The sequence below is a fragment of the Parasaccharibacter sp. TMW 2.1888 genome (assembly GCF_023167265.1).
Lineage (GTDB): Bacteria > Pseudomonadota > Alphaproteobacteria > Acetobacterales > Acetobacteraceae > Bombella > Bombella apis.
Window position 1 is genome coordinate 1,713,894 of sequence record NZ_CP030979.1, and the last position, 16,163, is coordinate 1,730,056.

The 16,163-nt window shown below is 63.6% G+C and carries 12 protein-coding genes; 5 read left to right on the forward strand and 7 right to left on the reverse strand.

What is annotated here, in order from left to right:
- The first annotated feature begins 1 nt into the window (after position 1).
- Positions 2 to 2,263 (forward strand): TonB-dependent siderophore receptor, encoded by a 2,262-nt coding sequence (locus tag DTQ13_RS07780; RefSeq protein WP_248460490.1) that lies wholly within the window; start codon positions 2 to 4, stop codon positions 2,261 to 2,263.
- A gap of 46 nt (positions 2,264 to 2,309) precedes the next feature.
- Here the strand turns inward: DTQ13_RS07780 and DTQ13_RS07785 are convergent, their stop codons facing one another.
- Both DTQ13_RS07785 and mutS read right to left on the reverse strand, forming a co-directional pair.
- The gene (locus DTQ13_RS07785; RefSeq protein WP_248460492.1) at positions 2,310 to 5,186 is read right to left on the reverse strand and encodes a [protein-PII] uridylyltransferase; all 2,877 of its coding nucleotides are present in this window, start codon (positions 5,184 to 5,186) and stop codon (positions 2,310 to 2,312) included.
- Complete coding sequence (gene mutS / locus DTQ13_RS07790) at positions 5,176 to 7,893, reverse strand: DNA mismatch repair protein MutS (protein ID WP_248460493.1); 2,718 nt, start codon at positions 7,891 to 7,893, stop codon at positions 5,176 to 5,178. The genes DTQ13_RS07785 and mutS overlap by 11 nt, the downstream gene beginning before the upstream one ends.
- Positions 7,894 to 8,078: 185 nt before the next feature.
- Between mutS and DTQ13_RS07795 the strand changes: the two genes are divergently transcribed.
- Positions 8,079 to 8,546 (forward strand): GAF domain-containing protein, encoded by a 468-nt coding sequence (locus DTQ13_RS07795; RefSeq protein WP_081563459.1) that lies wholly within the window; start codon positions 8,079 to 8,081, stop codon positions 8,544 to 8,546.
- Positions 8,547 to 8,564: 18 nt separating this feature from the next.
- Here the strand turns inward: DTQ13_RS07795 and murJ are convergent, their stop codons facing one another.
- The 4 genes from murJ to tsaD are packed head-to-tail and all read right to left on the reverse strand — an operon-like array spanning position 8,565 to position 12,726.
- Positions 8,565 to 10,121 (reverse strand): murein biosynthesis integral membrane protein MurJ, encoded by a 1,557-nt coding sequence (gene murJ / locus DTQ13_RS07800; RefSeq protein ID WP_248460495.1) that lies wholly within the window; start codon positions 10,119 to 10,121, stop codon positions 8,565 to 8,567.
- A gap of 3 nt (positions 10,122 to 10,124) precedes the next feature.
- On the reverse strand, positions 10,125 to 10,622 hold the full coding sequence (locus DTQ13_RS07805; RefSeq protein WP_103765443.1) for a glutathione peroxidase: 498 nt from the start codon (positions 10,620 to 10,622) through the stop codon (positions 10,125 to 10,127).
- 8 nt (positions 10,623 to 10,630) lie between these two features.
- Positions 10,631 to 11,602 (reverse strand): NAD(P)H-dependent glycerol-3-phosphate dehydrogenase, encoded by a 972-nt coding sequence (locus DTQ13_RS07810; RefSeq protein ID WP_248460496.1) that lies wholly within the window; start codon positions 11,600 to 11,602, stop codon positions 10,631 to 10,633.
- On the reverse strand, positions 11,599 to 12,726 hold the full coding sequence (tsaD, locus tag DTQ13_RS07815; protein ID WP_154981572.1) for a tRNA (adenosine(37)-N6)-threonylcarbamoyltransferase complex transferase subunit TsaD: 1,128 nt from the start codon (positions 12,724 to 12,726) through the stop codon (positions 11,599 to 11,601). Before tsaD ends, DTQ13_RS07810 begins: the two co-directional genes overlap by 4 nt.
- 69 nt (positions 12,727 to 12,795) lie before the next feature.
- Here tsaD and hemC point away from each other — a divergent pair, with 69 nt between their 5' ends.
- Positions 12,796 to 13,845 (forward strand): hydroxymethylbilane synthase, encoded by a 1,050-nt coding sequence (hemC, locus tag DTQ13_RS07820; RefSeq protein WP_043560559.1) that lies wholly within the window; start codon positions 12,796 to 12,798, stop codon positions 13,843 to 13,845.
- A gap of 5 nt (positions 13,846 to 13,850) precedes the next feature.
- Positions 13,851 to 14,531: a uroporphyrinogen-III synthase gene (locus tag DTQ13_RS07825; protein ID WP_086441203.1), complete on the forward strand. Its 681-nt coding sequence runs from the start codon at positions 13,851 to 13,853 to the stop codon at positions 14,529 to 14,531.
- Positions 14,532 to 14,600: 69 nt separating this feature from the next.
- On the opposite strand, the gene secB is transcribed toward DTQ13_RS07825, so the two are convergent.
- On the reverse strand, positions 14,601 to 15,119 hold the full coding sequence (gene secB, locus DTQ13_RS07830) for a protein-export chaperone SecB (RefSeq protein WP_043560554.1): 519 nt from the start codon (positions 15,117 to 15,119) through the stop codon (positions 14,601 to 14,603).
- A 276-nt stretch (positions 15,120 to 15,395) separates the two neighbouring features.
- On the opposite strand from secB, the gene DTQ13_RS07835 reads away from it, so the two are divergent.
- A complete protein-coding gene (locus tag DTQ13_RS07835; protein WP_248460498.1) occupies positions 15,396 to 16,091 on the forward strand; it encodes a Tim44/TimA family putative adaptor protein in 696 nt (231 codons plus the stop codon).
- Positions 16,092 to 16,163: the final 72 nt, after the last annotated feature.

Genomic DNA, 16,163 nt, shown 5'->3' on the forward strand with positions numbered 1-16,163 from the left:
CATGGTTATTCCTTTCCGTTTTTCCCGCAGAACCGTCACTCTCTGGTGCCTTCTGGCAGGCAGCATGCTGACGGGGCATCCCGTCTGGGCTGCCGGAGATGAGGGCAGAGAACAGACGGCAAAGGGCCAGATGGCACGGTCCGGCCAGCCGGACGGCAAGGCTGGCATCAGGAAGAAGAGCGTCGGAAAGGACCGTCAGCAGGCGGACGCACCCCCGGTGGAAACCATCCTCGTCAAGGCACGGCGGCGGGAGCAGATGGAGGTGAAGCTGGGCGGGCAGGCCGGCGTGCTGGGCAACAAGAAGGGGCTGGACCTGCCCTTCAACCTGCGCAGCTATACGTCCAGCATGATCCTGAACCAGCAGTCCCAGACACTGGGGCAGGTGCTTCAGAACGACCCGTCCGTGCGGACGACATATGGTTTTGGCAATTTCTCGGAGACGTTCATCATCCGGGGGATGCCGGTTTATGGGGATGATGTGGCCATCAACGGCCTGTATGGAATCAGCCCCCGCCAGCTGATCTCTCCCCAGCTCTATGATTCGGTGCAGGTGCTGAATGGGGCGAGTGCCTTCATCAACGGGGCCGCTCCGGGGGGAACGTCGGTCGGTGGCAACATCAACCTCCAGTTCAAACATGCGGGGAGCGAACCGCTCGCTCGTCTGACGGGCGACTACACCAGCAGGGGTCAGGGAGGCGGCAGTCTGGATGTGGGGCGTCGCTTTGGCAGGAATGACCAGTTCGGCATCCGTTTCAATGCGGCGGGCATGGATGGCCAGACCTCCATTTCTGGTGAGCGGCGTCATTCCGTTGCGCTGGGCCTGGATACGGACTGGCACAATGACGACACCCGGATCAGCCTCGACATCAACTACCAGAACCAGAACGTCCAGCAGGGGCGGGGGGCCGTGGTGCTGAATTCCGGTCTGACGGCCGTTCCCAGACCCACGAGACCGGGGCGCAACTGGAGCCAGGGCTGGAGCTATGAGGACATGCACTATGTGTTCGGGCTGCTCAATGTCGAGCATGACCTGAACAGCCATGTCATGCTCTATGGCACGTTCGGGGGCATGACAGGCCATGAGGAAGGCAATTACGATACGGTCTATGTCTCGGACGGGCTGAAGGGCACCGGCTTCGGATACGGGTCCTACGTCCCCTACCAGCAGACCAATGAAAGCACCCGGGGTGGCGTGCGGGCGCATTTCAGGACAGGTTTCCTGAAGCATGAGGTCAATGCCGGTGGGTCGGCCCTGTGGTCGGAGGCCTCCACGGGCTATGCGGGCGGAATGGTCGGCGATACGAGCCTGTACACCCCCGGGGTCCAGGCCAAGCCGGCGTCGGTCCATCATGTTTCGGCAACGCCAGCCACGAAGACGCAGCTTTACAGCCTGTTCTTCTCGGATACGATGTCGTTCTGGCATGACCGCATCGCCCTGACGGGAGGCTTCCGGTACCAGCACATTCTCCAGAACAGCTACCAGTACACGCCGACCCATTATTCCCGGGATGCCATCACGCCTGTGGTCGGGCTGGTGGTGCATGTGGCCCGCCATGCTTCTCTCTATTTCAACCGGGTGGAGGGGCTGAACCAGGGGCTTCAGGCCCCGGCACGGAGTTCCCTCTATCCCAATCTGGTCAATGCGCAGCAGTTCCTGTCACCCACACGGACCGTCCAGTATGAAGTTGGTGGGAAATATGACATTGGCCGTTTCAGTGCGTCCCTGGCCTTCTACCGGTTGGACCGGCCGACAGGGCTGGTCGAGGATTATGGGACGGAACAGATATTCAAGGCCAGTGGCAGGCAGCGCAATCAGGGCATCGAGCTGAACGTCAATGGTGAGATCATTCACGGGCTGCGCTTCAACGGGGGCAGTGCCCTCATCCAGGCCAAGCAGGTCAAGGGGGACTATGTCGGCAACAGGGCTGTCGGCATTCCCGGTTATACGATCAACGGGAATCTGGAGTATGACATTCCCTTCATGAAGGGAATGACCCTGACGGGGCGTGTCACCCATACGGGCCATCAGTGGGTCAATGTCCAGAATTCCCTGCGGATTCCGAACTGGACGACCTACGATCTCGGTGCCCGCTACACCTTCATGATGACACCGAAACGCCCGATGACCTTCCGTTTTGGTGTGGAAAACCTCACCAACAGCCATTACTGGGCTTCATCCTACACGGCGTTCAGCAGCGTGAACGGTTATCTGACCCAGGGGCTGCCACGGACCTTCAAGGCGTCTTTCTCGACCGACATGTGAGTCGAACCGGACGGGGCCATGCCATGCAGGCACGGTCCTGTTCCCGTCAGGAGATGTCCGCCTCCGTGTGGCGGAGCGTTTCCAGCAGGGCCGTCTGAAGGGCCTCTTCCTGCTCTGGCGTTGCCAGCTTGTGACCTTCCGCATCCGTCACATAGAATACGTCCACGGCCCGCAGCCCGTAGGTCATGATATGGGCGGAAGAAATGTGCAGTTTCAGGCGGCTGAGCGTGGCGGTGATGTTGTACAGCAGGGCCGGTCTGTCCCGCCCGTTGACCTCGACGATGCTGTGATTTTCTGACGCATCATTGTCGATGAGAACACGGGAGGGAATGGGAAGGGCTTCCAGCCGCCGGACGAGGGGGAAGCTGGCGGCACTGAGCGTCTCGTCCAGATTGACATCCCCTTCCATGACCTGCGTGATTGTCTCACGCAGGCGTTCTACATGTTCCGGCTCCAGAAAAGCCTCGCCGTGAGGGGTCTGGAACCAGAATGTGTCCAGCACCATGCCATTGTGGAGCGTATGGATGCGGGCATCGGCGATGGTGGCCCCGCAGAGGGCCAGTGCCCCCGTGATGCGGGAGAAGAGGCCCGGCTTGTCCTTGCAGAAGACGGTCAGCTCCGTGATTCCCCGGCTCGGGAGGGGGACGATATCCATGATGATGGCGTTGTCACGCCCGTCCTCACGGTGTTGGCTGATCAATCCGGCATGGCGGACATGGCTCTGCGGGTCGAAGCTCAGCCAGTAGCCGGGGCTGCCAAGCTTCATGAAGGAGGCGATGTCTGCGGGGGCCATGTCTTTGTTCATCAGCTCCTGCCGGACGAAGGCCTTGTTGTGTTCCACCCGTTCATCATCTTCCCGGGCCTGCAGGCCGCCTTCCAGCACATCGGCTATGCGGGCATAGAGGCGGCCCAGCAGGGTGGCCTTCCATGCGTTCCATGCCCGTGGGCCAACGGCCCGGATGTCGGCAATGCTGAGCAGGAGCAGCATCCGCAGCCGCTTGGGTGACTGGATGATGTCGGCCAGGTCCAGGATGGTCTGGGGGTCGTCAATGTCCCGGCTGAAGGCGGTGCGGGATAGTAGCAGATGGTGCAGGACCAGCCAAGAGACCGTGTCCGTGTCGCTGGCGGAGAAGCCGAGCTGCTGGCAGATGGTGGTGGCGATGTCGGCCCCGATTTCGGAATGGTCCCCGCCATGTCCCTTGCCGATGTCATGCAGCAGGGTGGCCAGATAGAGCAGGGGCCGCTGTGTCATGGTGCGGGCCAGCCTGTAGGCCAGCGGCAGCTCGTCCGTCATGCGGCCCTGCTCGATCATCCGCAGGACACGGACGGATTCGATCGTGTGGGCATCCACGGTATGGATGTGATAGCCATCAAACTGCGTCCGACCGAGGATGCGGGACCAGCCAGGCAGGAGATGGGAGAGGATGCCCGTCTCGTTGAGCAGTGGCAGCCAGAAGAGGCGGTCCTGCCACTGCTCGGGATATTGCTCCGGTACAGTAGCTGTGCCTGGTGCCGGAAGTTCAGCAGCCGGTTCGCAGAGCAGCCTGATGAAGAGGGCGGAGGCCTCATCATCATGGCGGAGGAAGGCGCTGTGCCGTTCAAAACGGATGATATGCTGTATGGCAGCAGGGTGCAGAGCCAGTTGATGGCGGCGTGCACAGTCCAGAAAACGCAGGACGGTCACAGGTTCCCGGACAAGGGCCAGCGGGTTGGGGAAACTGAGGCAGCCATCAATGCGCTGGAACCCGTCTGGCCCCGGTTCCACCCGCGGGGGGCGCTGCTGGAGCTGGTTGCGCAGGTGCAGAAGGATGGCAGGCTGGAAGACATGGGTCAGCCGCATCACGGCCCGGGCCATGAGGAAATGGTGGCGCATGAAGCGCTCCACCCCTCGCTGATGACCATGATTGCCATAGCGCATCCTGGCCCCGATAATGGGCTGGACATCAAATGTCAGACGTTCTTCATTCCGGCCGGTGATGTAATGAAGGTTGAGCCGCACCGTCCAGAGGAAGTTCCAGAGGCTGCGGGTACGGGATATTTCCCGTTGTGTCAGCAGGCCGAGCAGGGTACAGGCCGGGGCCAGCCCCTGGGCACGCTGGAGGTTGGATTTTATTGAAAGACCATTTCCCAGCACGGCATAGCCAATCCAGTTCAGGACCTGAAGGTCCCGCAGCCCGCCTTTGCCTTCCTTGATGTGTGGCTCGACCAGATAGGGTGTATCACCAAACCTCTGGTGCCGCTCCTCCCGCTGGGTGATGGCCTGGAGGACGAAGCGCTCCAGTGCAGGGCCTTTCAGATAGGCTTCCAGCTTTTCCTGGAGAGCCAGGACGAGTGATTTCTGTCCGTGGAGAGGGCGTATGTCCAGCAGGGTCGTGCAGGAGGTCTGGTCTGTTCTGGCCATCTCCATGGCACTGTCGATGGTGCGTGTGGCATGGCCGACCCGCAGCCCGAGGTCCCACAGTGTATAGAGGATGTACTCGATGGCTTTGATGAGGTTCGCAGAGGGAGGGGCCTCGGTCAGGAAGAGCAGGTCCACATCACTGAAGGGAGCCAGCAGTCCCGCACCATGTCCGCCCGTGGCACAGAGGCAGAAGGCCTCACCTGTTCCATCTTCCTGTGGGGCAGAGGGCAGCCCGGCATGGCGGGCCAGTTCTGCAATGACATGGTCCATCAGCAGGGCGAGGTTGCGGGCTGTTTCCACACCGCTCGTTTCCCGTTTTTCAAACTGCTGGCGGATACGCTCCCGTTGCAGGCCGAGTTCTGTTCTCAGCTGTTCCAGAGCTTCCTGGCGGGGCACGACGGGCTGCCAGGCCTGGCTCATGTGTGATGGAGGGAGGGAGGTGAGGGGAGCAGACATGACAGCTCTCTTGTTGGCGGCAGGCTCTGGCAGGTTTTGCAGGGTACCCGTTGCGTCATTCTGCATCCGCAACATCCTTTTTGGCAAGGCCATCCATCAGGCTTTTCAGCTGATAGAGGGCTGAATGGGCCTCCCGGGGGGAGAGGGAGTCCGGGTCCAGCCCTGCCAGTTCGTCACGCAGGGCATGGAGGGTGGCCAGTCCGTCGGTGGAGGTATGGCCAGTGGGCAGGGGGGCATCCGGTGGAGGGGTTTCCATGGCGGCCTGTTCAAACAGGGGCAGGCTGGCAGGCTGGCGGGTCTGTCCCCGTTCGTTTTCGAGGCGTGCCAGCAGGACCCGTGCCCGCTGGAGGACGGAAGCTGGAATGCCCGCCAGCTTTGCCACATGCAGGCCCCAGCTTTTCTGGGCCAGCCCGGGTCGGACCTCGTGCTGGAAGACGACATGCCCCTTCCATTCCCGCACGGCCATGGTGCAGGCGGCCAGCCGGGGGAGGGTTTCCAGCAGGGCACCGAGCTCATGAAAGTGCGTGGCGAAGATGGTGCGGCAGCGCAGCTGGGAGTGCAGGGCCTCCAGCGTGGCCCAGGCGATGGAGAGGCCATCCAGCGTCGAGGTGCCCCGCCCGATCTCATCCACCACGACAAGGGAGCGTGGCCCCGCCTGATTGAGGATGGCGGCGGTCTCCGTCATTTCCACCATGAAGGTGGAACGCCCACGGGCCAGATCGTCGGCCGCCCCCACACGGGAGAAGAGCCGGTCCACGATGCCGATCGTTGCCTCCTGTGCCGGGACGGGCAGCCCGGCCTGTGCCAGAATGACGGCCAGGGCGTTCTGGCGCAGGAAGGTCGATTTCCCGGCCATGTTGGGGCCTGTCAGCAGGATGGCGTGTTTTTCCGGTGGCAGGGTGCAGTCATTGGCGATGAAGGCCGTGTCATGGGCGGCCTGGTCGTGCAGGGCGGCTTCCACCACGGGGTGACGGCAGGCGCAGAGCGTGAAATCCTGCCCGTCCGTCATGGTGGGGCGGCACCATGTGCCACGGTCCATGATGCGGGCGCAGGAGATCAGCGCATCCAGCTCGGCCAGGGCACGGCCGACATCATCAAGGGCAGGGGTGTTGAGGCAGTGCTGGGCCAGGTCGGCAAAAAGGTGACGTTCCAGCTCGTCGGCTTTTTCCGACGCTTCCAGAATGGCCTGGTTGAGCGAGGAGAGTTCTTCACTGGAGAAGCGGGCGAGACTCGCCGTGCCCTGCCGCAGGCTCAGCCCCTCATGCTGGCGCAGCTTCCGGCCTGCCGCCGCAGGAACCTCGATGACGTAGCCGAGCTGGTTGTGATGGCGGATGCGCAGGCTGGAAATCTCATAGTCTTCCGACAGGCGGACCTGCAGCTGGGCGATCAGGCGGCGGCTGTTGTCCCGCAGGTCCCGCTGGCGGTCCAGCTCGGCATCAAAGCCGGGAGCGATGACCCCACCATCCTCGATCTTGACGGGCAGTTCGGCATTTAGGGCGGCCTCAAGCCGTTCCAGCAGGGCGTCGGCCCGCCCGTACAGGCTGGCTCCGACATGGCGGATGCGCTCGGGCATGCCGGTTTCTGTCAGTCCGCCGAGTATCCCGGTGATCTGATCCGCTGCCCGGAGCGTGTCCCGGATGGCGGCAAGGTCCCGTGGCAGGGGACGGCCGCTGGAGATGCGCCCCAGGGCACGGGCGGAATCGGGAGCCTGCCGGAGGATGTCCCGCAATGTTCCCGTGGGCTGGGGATGCTGGTGAAGCCAGTTCCAGCCCTCCTGCCGTTGCGTGATGAGGGTGAGGTCCGTGCTGGGGGTGCTGACCCAGTGGGACAGAAGGCGGGTACCGGCCGCTGTGGCTGTCTGATTGACACTGGTGAAGAGCGTGTGCCTGCTGCCGCCATCCCGGGACTGGAGAATGTCGAGACTGCTGCGGGTGGCCGGGTCCAGCCCCATGATGCTGTCCAGCCCGTGGTCGATGGGAGGGGCCAGCCGGGGGAGCCTGCCCGCCTGGCTGCGGCGGACATAGTCCAGCAGCACGGCACAGGCGATGATCTGTTCATCCCGGAAATCCCCCAGCGCATCCATCTGGGCGACCTGATAGGCGTCTGTCACGGTGCGTTCTGCGGCCTCCCGGCTGGGGGCGGCCGTGGAGGGGGTGATGATTCCGGCATGGTCCGCCGGGATCAGGGCCGGGTCGGAGAGAATTTCCGAGGGGGAGAGGCGGGCCAGCAGCTCGGCCAGGGTGTCTGCCTCCAGCTGGAGCAGTTCCAGCGTACCGGTGGAAATGTCGATCCAGGCCGCACCGAGGCAGTGCCTGCGGCGTCTGTCCGGGGCGACGATGGCCAGGAGCGTGTTGGCCCGTCCGGCTTCCAGCAGCTCATCTTCCGTCAGGGTACCGGGCGTGATGACACGGACGATCTCCCGGCGGAGCGGGCCTTTCTGGCCCTTGCGGGGGATTTCCGTCTGTTCGGCCACGGCCACCCGGAAGCCCCGGCGGATGAGCCGGGAGAGGTAGACCTGCGCCGTGCCTACGGGCACGCCACACATGGGGATGGGTTCCTCATCATGAGTTCCCCGGTGGGTGAGGGTGATGTCCAGCGCAAGGGCGGCCGCATGGGCATCGCCAAAGAAAAGCTCGTAGAAGTCTCCCATGCGGAAGAAGAGCAGGGCATCAGGTTCCTGCTTTTTCAGGGTGAACCACTGCTCCATGGTCGGCGTGACCTTCCCCGTTACCTGCGGGGGAATGGGAGGGACGGATGGTTTCTGGTCGACCATGCAGAAAAAAGACCTCACCGCTTTGTCGTGGCTGGGCAGCCCATGAAGATTAATAGAAGGTTAAGTTGAGATGCGATGCTTCTTATTATCATGAAATGGTGAGGGGAAGGCCAGAGTCATGATGGCAGGGCAGGGTAGAGTGGTTTCCCTTGCCACAACCTGCCCCGGGGCGGCATGGTGGCCTCATGAGTACTGCACCGGAAAATCATGTTGTTTTTGAAGATGTTCTCCCGATGGCTCAGGGACTGCTGGAAGCCGAACGGGACGAAATCGCCAATCTGGCCAATATTGCTGCCCTGCTGTTCGAGGCGATGGCGCAGGTCAACTGGGTCGGTTTTTACCTGATGAAAGGTGGTGAGCTGGTCCTTGGTCCGTTCCAGGGCCGGGTGGCCTGCACGAGGATTGCCGTGGGCAAGGGTGTCTGTGGGGCTGCCGTGGCAGAACGGGCCGTGCAGCGTGTGGCGGATGTCCATGCCTTCCCCGGTCACATCGCCTGTGATGGAGCCTCGGAATCGGAGATCGTCCTGCCCATCATGAAGGGTGGGGAAGTGCATGGCGTGCTGGACATCGACAGTCCCGTGAAGAATCGCTTTTCGGCAGAAGATCAGGCACAGCTGGAAGCCCTTGTCCGGCTTCTGGAATCGCATCTCTGAAATTGTTTTTCCGCCTGCCTAGCGCCTGAAACGCCGGAGCAGGCGGGTACGGAGTTCCTCCAGTCCCAGCACCCGCAGGGCCACGAGCAGCCCGCCATAAAGTGCGACGCTGCTGCCGATCAGGATGATCAGGGCGCAGAGTCGAGGCAGGGCGTGCCATTCCGGCAGGCCGGTGGCCAGAAAGCGGGCACAGCCCCAGGCCCAGACGCCCATGATGAGAGCGGCCACCATGATGCGGATGGCCCGTGACAGGCTCGTGACGGTGGGGCGGAACGAGTCCCGTCTCCAGAGCAGCAGGGCCAGTGCCCCCATGTTGACGATGGCGGCCAGCGTGCTGGCCAGTGGTGGAGCCAGATGGGCCAGCGTGCGGTACAGCAGCAGGTTGAGGGCCAGATTGATCCCCATCGTGACGAAGCCGATGCGGACCGGTGTCGTGGTGTCGCCTTCGGCAAAGAAGGCCGGAGCCAGCAGCTTGATGATGATGAAGGCGGGCAGCCCGAGCGCATACATGCGGAGGGCTGCGGCGGAATTCTGCACGTCATGGGGTGTGAAATGCCCATAGCCGAACAGGGTGGCCATGATCTCCGGTGCCAGGCTGAACAGGCCGATCATGGCGGGGAGGCTGAGCAGCAGGGCGTAGTTCAGGGCCTGGTTCAGGCTGGTCTGGAGGGCGGAGCGGTCATTGGCAGCGACATGACGGGTGAAGAGCGGCAGCAGCGTCGTGCCGAGGGCCGCCCCCAGCACGCCAAGAGGAAGCTGGTTGACCCGGTCTGCAAAATAGAGCCACGAGATGGAGCCTGTTGGCAGCAGGGTGGCGATGATGGTGTCGATGGTCAGGTTGATCTGCGTGACGCCGGAGCCGACCAGCCCCGGCAGCATCCGGCGGAGTAGCAGCCGGATGTCGGGCGACAGCGCCGGGCGGACCAGTGGCACCGTCAGTCCGGCCTTTCGGGCTGCCCAGAGCAGCCCGGCAAGCTGGGCGATACCGGAGAGGGTGATGCCCCATGCGCTGGTCGGGGCGACATGCTGGTGCCCCCAGAAGGCCCCCACAAGAATGGCGGCGATCCCGACGATGTTGAAGGAAATGTACGCCGCCGAGGCGGCTGCGAAATGGTTGCGGGCATTGAGGATGCCGGCGACCAGGGCTGCCCCGCAGATCAGCACCGTATAGGGCATGGTAATGCGGGTGAGCTGCACGGCGATGGCGAAACGGCCCGTGCCGTGGGAGCGGAAGCCGGGGGCGATGAGGTCGATCACCCACGGCATGAAGATTTCTGCCAGAATGGTCAGCAGGCTCAGCCAGAGCAGCAGGAGGGAGAAGGCCTGCCCGGCCAGCAGAAGGGCAGCCGGTGGGCCTTCCTTCTCATAACGGGATGTGAAAAGCGGAACGAAAGCGGCGTTCAGGGCCCCTTCTCCGAAGAGGCGGCGGAACATGTTGGGCAGGCGGAAGGCGATCTGGTACGCATCCTGCACGGGGCCGGCCCCCAGAAACATGGCCAGAAGCTGGTCCCGCACCAGCCCCAGCAGGCGGGACAGCATGGTCCAGCTGCCAACGGTGAGAAGGTGACGCAGCATCGTTCAGGCGTGTTTCCGGCTTACCCGGCGGATCTCCTCCAGCAGGCGGGGGGCCTGGGGGTCTGTCAGCGGGGTGAACCAGCGGTGCAGCTTTCCCTGACGGTCGATGAGATATTTGTAGAAATTCCAGCGGGGCAGGGAGAGGAAGCCTCCTTCCTTCGCCAGCCAGTGGAACAGCGGAATGGCTTCCGTTCCCCGGACGACGGAGCGTGCTGCCAGAGGGAAGCTCACGCCATAACGACGCTGGCAGAACTGGCTGATCTGCTCCGATGTCCCCGGCTCCTGTCTGCCGAAATCATTGCTGGGCACGCCAAGCACGATGAGGCCATCCGGCGTGGAATGTCCCATGTCACGCCACAGGGTCTGGAGGCCCTCATACTGTTTGGTGAAGCCACATTCGGAGGCTGTGTTGACGACCAGTACGGGGCGGCCCCGCCACTGGGAGAGGTCAATCTCGCCGCCTTCAAGGGCGGGGAGCCGGAAATCATAAAAGCTGGTCATGATGGGGCCTATTCAAAACGGGTGGGGCGGTCCAGCAGCTCGTCACGGGCCTGATGGGGGGTCAGCTCCCCGGACAGGAGACGGGTGATGACATTGATGATGGGGGTTTCGATGCCGAAACGCTGGCCAAGCTCCTGCAATGTCGGGGCTGTCAGAACGCCCTCGGCCACCGTGTCACGCTGGGCGAGGATGTCCTGTATGTTCTCGCCTTTCCCCATGGCCACGCCCAGGCTGTAATTGCGGGATCCAGCCCCCGTGGCGGTCAGGATCAGGTCGCCCATTCCGGCCAGGCCGTACATGGTACGGCCCTGCCCCCCCATGGCATCGACAAGGCGGGCCGTTTCGGCCAGCGCACGGGTGATGATGGCGGCTCTGGCATTTTCACCCATCCCGGCACCGACACTGATGCCCGCCCCGATGGCGATGACATTCTTGGCTGCCCCGGCGATCTGCACGCCTAGCGGGTCCGTGCTGGCATAAAGGCGCAGGGTGGGGGTGGTGAGGCGTTCGGTCAGCGCCGTGACGAAGGTGAGATCATGCGCGGCCAGCGTGGCTGCGGCGGGCATGCCCCGGGCCACCTCGATGGCGAAGTTGGGGCCGGAGAGAACGGCAGCCGGTCGGCCGGGCATGGTCTGCTCCACGATCTGGAGAGGGAGCAGGAAGGTGCCCCGCTCCATCCCCTTGCAGCATGTGATGACCGGCACGTCGGGCTTCAGATGCTTCTGGAGGGCCATGGTGACATCCCGCAGCCCCTGCGTGGGGACAACAAGCACCACGATGTCGGCTTCCGTCGGCAGGTCGCTGGTGACGGTGACGGCCTCTGGCAGGGTGACCTGTGGCAGGTGCGGCAGGGCACGGATGCCCGCCGGAACGGGAGTGCGTGTCCAGAGGGTGATCCGGGCGATGTGGGAGAGGGTGCAGGCCAGAGCGATGCCCCATGCTCCGGCACCGATGACGGCAATATGTGGCTGGACGATCATGCGGATGGTTCCATCAGAGAGCTGTGTCCGGTGGAGGACGTTTCCTGTGTGGCCTGTGGCCGGTAGGGCTGGCGTTCACTCAGCGGCCAGCGGGGGCGGGGGGCCAGGGTGATGTCGTCCGGCACTTCACCCTGTTTCAGCCGTTCCAGCGCAGCCCAGCCGATCATGGCGGCATTGTCGGTGCAGAGACGTAGCGGGGGCGCAAGGAAGGTGATCCCGTGCTGGCTGGCAATTTTTTCCAGCCTCTGGCGCAGCACGCTGTTGGCCGCCACGCCACCGGCCACCACGAGTGAGGTGACCTGCGGTGCCAGAGCCAGAGCATTGAGGATGCGGTCCGCCATCACGTCCGTCACGGCCTGCTGGAAGGAGGCGGCGAGGTCGGCGGCCACCTGCCGGGGCAGGGCCTCACGTCCGTATGGTTCGATGTGGCGGGCGACGGCCGTCTTGAGGCCGGAGAAGGAAAAATCGCAGCCGGGGCGGCCTTTCAGCGGGCGAGGCAGGCTGTAGGCCTGCGGGTCGCCTTCTCTGGCGAGCTTCTCCAGTGCCGGGCCGCCGGGCCAGCCCAGTCCCAGCATCTTGGCCACCTTGTCGAAGGCTTCCCCGGCGGAATCGTCAATCGTGCCTCCAAGGCGGCGATACTGGCCGGTATCCTCCACGGTGATGCACTGGCAGTGCCCGCCAGAGACGAGCAGGGCGAGATAAGGGAAAGCCGGGGCCGTTTCATCCGGCCGCAGGGCCGCAGGCAGGCGGGGGGTCAGGATGTGGCCTTCGATATGGTTGATGCCCATGAAAGGCTTCCCGCAGGCCATGGCCAGCCCCTTGGCGTAGGAACTGCCAACAATCAGCCCGCCAATCAGGCCGGGGCCGGTCGTGGCGGCAAAAAGGGCGATGTCCTCCAGCTCCAGTCCGGCCCGCTGGAGGGTCAGCTCCACCAGTTCCGGCAGGGCCTTCAGGTGGGCACGGGCGGCCAGCTCCGGCACGACACCGCCCAGGGCAGCATGATCCTCCTGCGAGAGGACGCTTTCCCCGAGCAGGGCTCCGTGGGCGTCCAGAATGGCGCAGGCGGTGTCATCGCATGAGGTCTCGATGGCCAGAAGCGGCGTCAGGTGGGAAATGTCAGACATGATTGGTTCATTATGGCGGATTCTTCGGAGCATGACACCCCTTCCAGAATCGGTTATGGAGGGAACACCATGAATGCTTCAAACTTTTCCTCCGCAGCACTTCAGAAAATTGCTGCCGAAGCGGCTCGCCGCTCCCATGCGCAGGCTCCACCGGACCGGCGCAAACTTCCCCTGCGGGTCGGGACACGGGCGTCCCCGCTGGCACTGGTGCAGACGCGGCACTTCCTGACCCGGCTGACCCGTTTCTGTCCCGTTCTGCGGGACATGGGGGCCTTCAAGGAAGAGCAGATGCAGACCTCCGGGGACCTGAACCTCAAGGACCGTCTGGCCGAGATCGGTGGGAAGGGGCTGTTCTCCAAAGAGATTCATGAACTTCTGGCCGTGGGCGGGATCGATTTTGCCGTCCACAGCCTCAAGGACCTTGAGACCCACCTGCCGCCGGGACTGGTGCTGGCCTGCACGATGAAGCGTGAGGATGCCCGTGATGTGCTGATGCTGCGCAAACGGGGCGTGACGGTTGATCCTGAAAGGCCGTTCGACTGTCTGCCAGAAGGAGCACTCGTGGGCTGTGCGTCTGTCCGCCGCCAGGCGCAGATGCTTCATGTCCGGCCGGACCTCCGCTTCACCCTGCTGCGGGGCAATGTGCAGACCCGGCTGGACAAGCTGGGGGCAGGACAGTGCGATGCGACGCTGCTGGCCTACGCAGGGCTGAAACGCCTCGGCATGGAAGACCGCATCGACGTGCCGCTCTCCCCCGAGGTGATGCTTCCGGCCTCCGGGCAGGGCATCGTGGGCGTGACGGTACGGGAGAGCGACCATGAGCTGAGGGAGCTGCTTTCCGCCATTGAGGACCCGGAGGCCCGTGCCGTGGCCACGGCGGAACGTGCCCTGCTGGCGGAACTTGATGGCTCCTGCCGGACTCCGATTGGCGGTTATGCCCAGCTGAAGGAAGGGCGGCTTCATCTTTCCGGCCTCGTGGCCAGCGAAGATGGCACCTTCCTGCTGCGCCGGGAAACTGAAGGGCTGCCGGAAGATGCGGCTCGTCTGGGCTATGAGCTGGCCTGTGAGCTGCGGCGGGATACACCGCCTGCCATCTTTGCGAAGATCGTCCAGCCATAACGACCATGCGTCAGACTGTGCTGGTAACCCGGCCTGAGCCGGGGCTGAGCGAGACAGTCGGTGCCGTGCAGGCGCAGGGTTGGCGGGCCGTTGCCAGCCCTGTCATGACCATACGGCAGGAACCACCAATGGCGGACCGGCCCTGTCATGCTCTGCTGGTAACGAGCGGTCAGGCCCTGCCTTTTCTGGTCCATCAGGACCGTGACAGGCTGCTGCTGACAGTGGGCCACCGTACGGCGGAGCGGGCTGTGGCGATGGGGTTCCGGCGTGTCGAGGCGGCATCAGGGACACAGGCCGGTCTGGAAACGCTCTGCCGCCAGAAAGGGTTGTCTGGCTCCGGCCTTGTGCTGGCCTGCGGGCGGGGGCGGCATGGACAGCCCTACGGGGCCGATCTGGCGGCCAATCTGGGGGCGCAGCGTGTTGAGGCCTATCAGGTACAGCCTGTCAGACAGCTTGCTGCGGCGGCAAGGACCGCCTTGGCGAGCAAAGAGGTGAGTGCTGTCCTTTTTTATTCCAGTGAGACGGTTTCCCTGTTCATGGAGCTGTGCCCGCCGGACCTGTACCGGCAGCTTGGCCATTGCAGGGCCATCTGTCTCTCCCAGGCCATCGCCGGGCGTGTCAGGGAGAGCGGCCTGTGGGGGCAGGTTGAGGTTGGTCCTCCCCTGAGGCTGCTGGGAAGAGGATAAGAAAAAAGGCGAACCCTCATTGGGTCCGCCTTTCCTTGTTGTGGTCTGGCCACAGCGTGTTTCCCGGCTTCAGGCTTCGCCTTCCGGCTCGGGGAAATTCTGCTCCTGCTTGGCCTGCCACAGAGCGGCAAAGTCGATGGGCTGGAGAGCCACCGGCGGGAAGCCGCCATCCCGTGTGACATCGCTGATGATGGCCCGGGCGAAGGGGAAGATCAGGCGGGGTACTTCCACCAGCAGGATCGGCTCAATGATTTCCTGCGGCGGGTTGTCCAGCGTGACGATGGCGGCATAGGCGAGCTCCGTGATGAACACCACTGGCCCAGGGGTCTGGCTTCCTTCTGCGGGGGCCTCGGTGGCCTCGGTGCGGATGATCAGCGTGACCTCATAGATGGACTGTTCTTTTTCGATGCGGTTCGCCTGCACGTCGATGTTCACGCCAACCTGCGGCGGAGCCTGAAGGGAGGTGAAGGTTGACGCACCACGGGGAACTTCGAAGGAGAGATCCTTGGTATATTGCAGGTTGATGGCCAGCGGCAGGGAGGGAGGGGTGTTGTCCTGCGGGGCCTCAGGGTTTGTCTTGTCGGACATTCGGGATCATCCTTGCGTGAACGTAACTCTAGATGGGGCGCCCGCAGGGATGAAGCCGCTTTCCGACGGGGGGATGGGCCCGCCTCCTGCGTACGCACGTCTTTTATGGCGGTAGCATGTCTTGAAGAAGGGGCCAAGCAGATGCGGTTCTTCTTTTGCTGCTGCGGTGCGAGAGGGTGGTCACTCTTGAGATTGCCGACGGGGCGGCCTACCTTTAGGGCATGATGAGGAGAGGGCCGTGCAGGCCGGCTCCGGGTGTGATGATTGGGACTTGAGATGACGGATTTCCCCTGGGATATCGTTTTTTGGGCTCTGCTGGCCGTGGCCGTGGGCAGTGCCGTGTTTTTTGTTCTGGGGCGCCGCATGGGGGCGCAGGCCATCCGGCAGGAACAGATGCCGGCAGCCCGTGCTGTTGGCCAGCGGCGGGAGGGGGGCGTGGCCGATGCCCCCAAGCCGCCGCCGTTGCCCGGCCGTGTCGGCGGAGAGCAGAAAGCGACGGAATACAGGCTCCCGGAGGCGGATACACAGCTCGGACAGGCTCTGGCCCGAGTCGGAACGGATGTCAGCGGGTTCTCGGCAGAATATTTCCTGAAGAAGGCTGAGGATATTTTCGCCCGTACCATCAAGGCCTTTGCCTGCGCTGATCTTCCTGCGCTGGAGAAGGTTCTGTCTCCCGCCGTGCTGGAAACGTTCAGTCACGTTCTGGAGGAGCGGAAGAAGCGTCATGAGCAGGTTCATCTGGAACTGCGACGGATCGAGCGGCTGGATTATGCATCCGTGCATCCGGGAGATGGGGAGGGTGGTGCCTGCCGTCTCGGTGTCCGCATCGTGTCGTGGCAGGTCAGCTACTGCCGGGATGAGAAGGGGATGCTCGTCGAGGGAACGGAAGCCCTGACGGAGTTTCGTGATCGCTGGACCTTTGAACAGGGCGAAAATGGCCAGTGGAAGGTGGTTGCCACAGAAGCGGACTGAGGCTACCCCGCTGGGTAAGGTTGGTCTCCCGCACGGGGAGGCCGGGTATGATGAAGACCCGGTGCTTGTTCA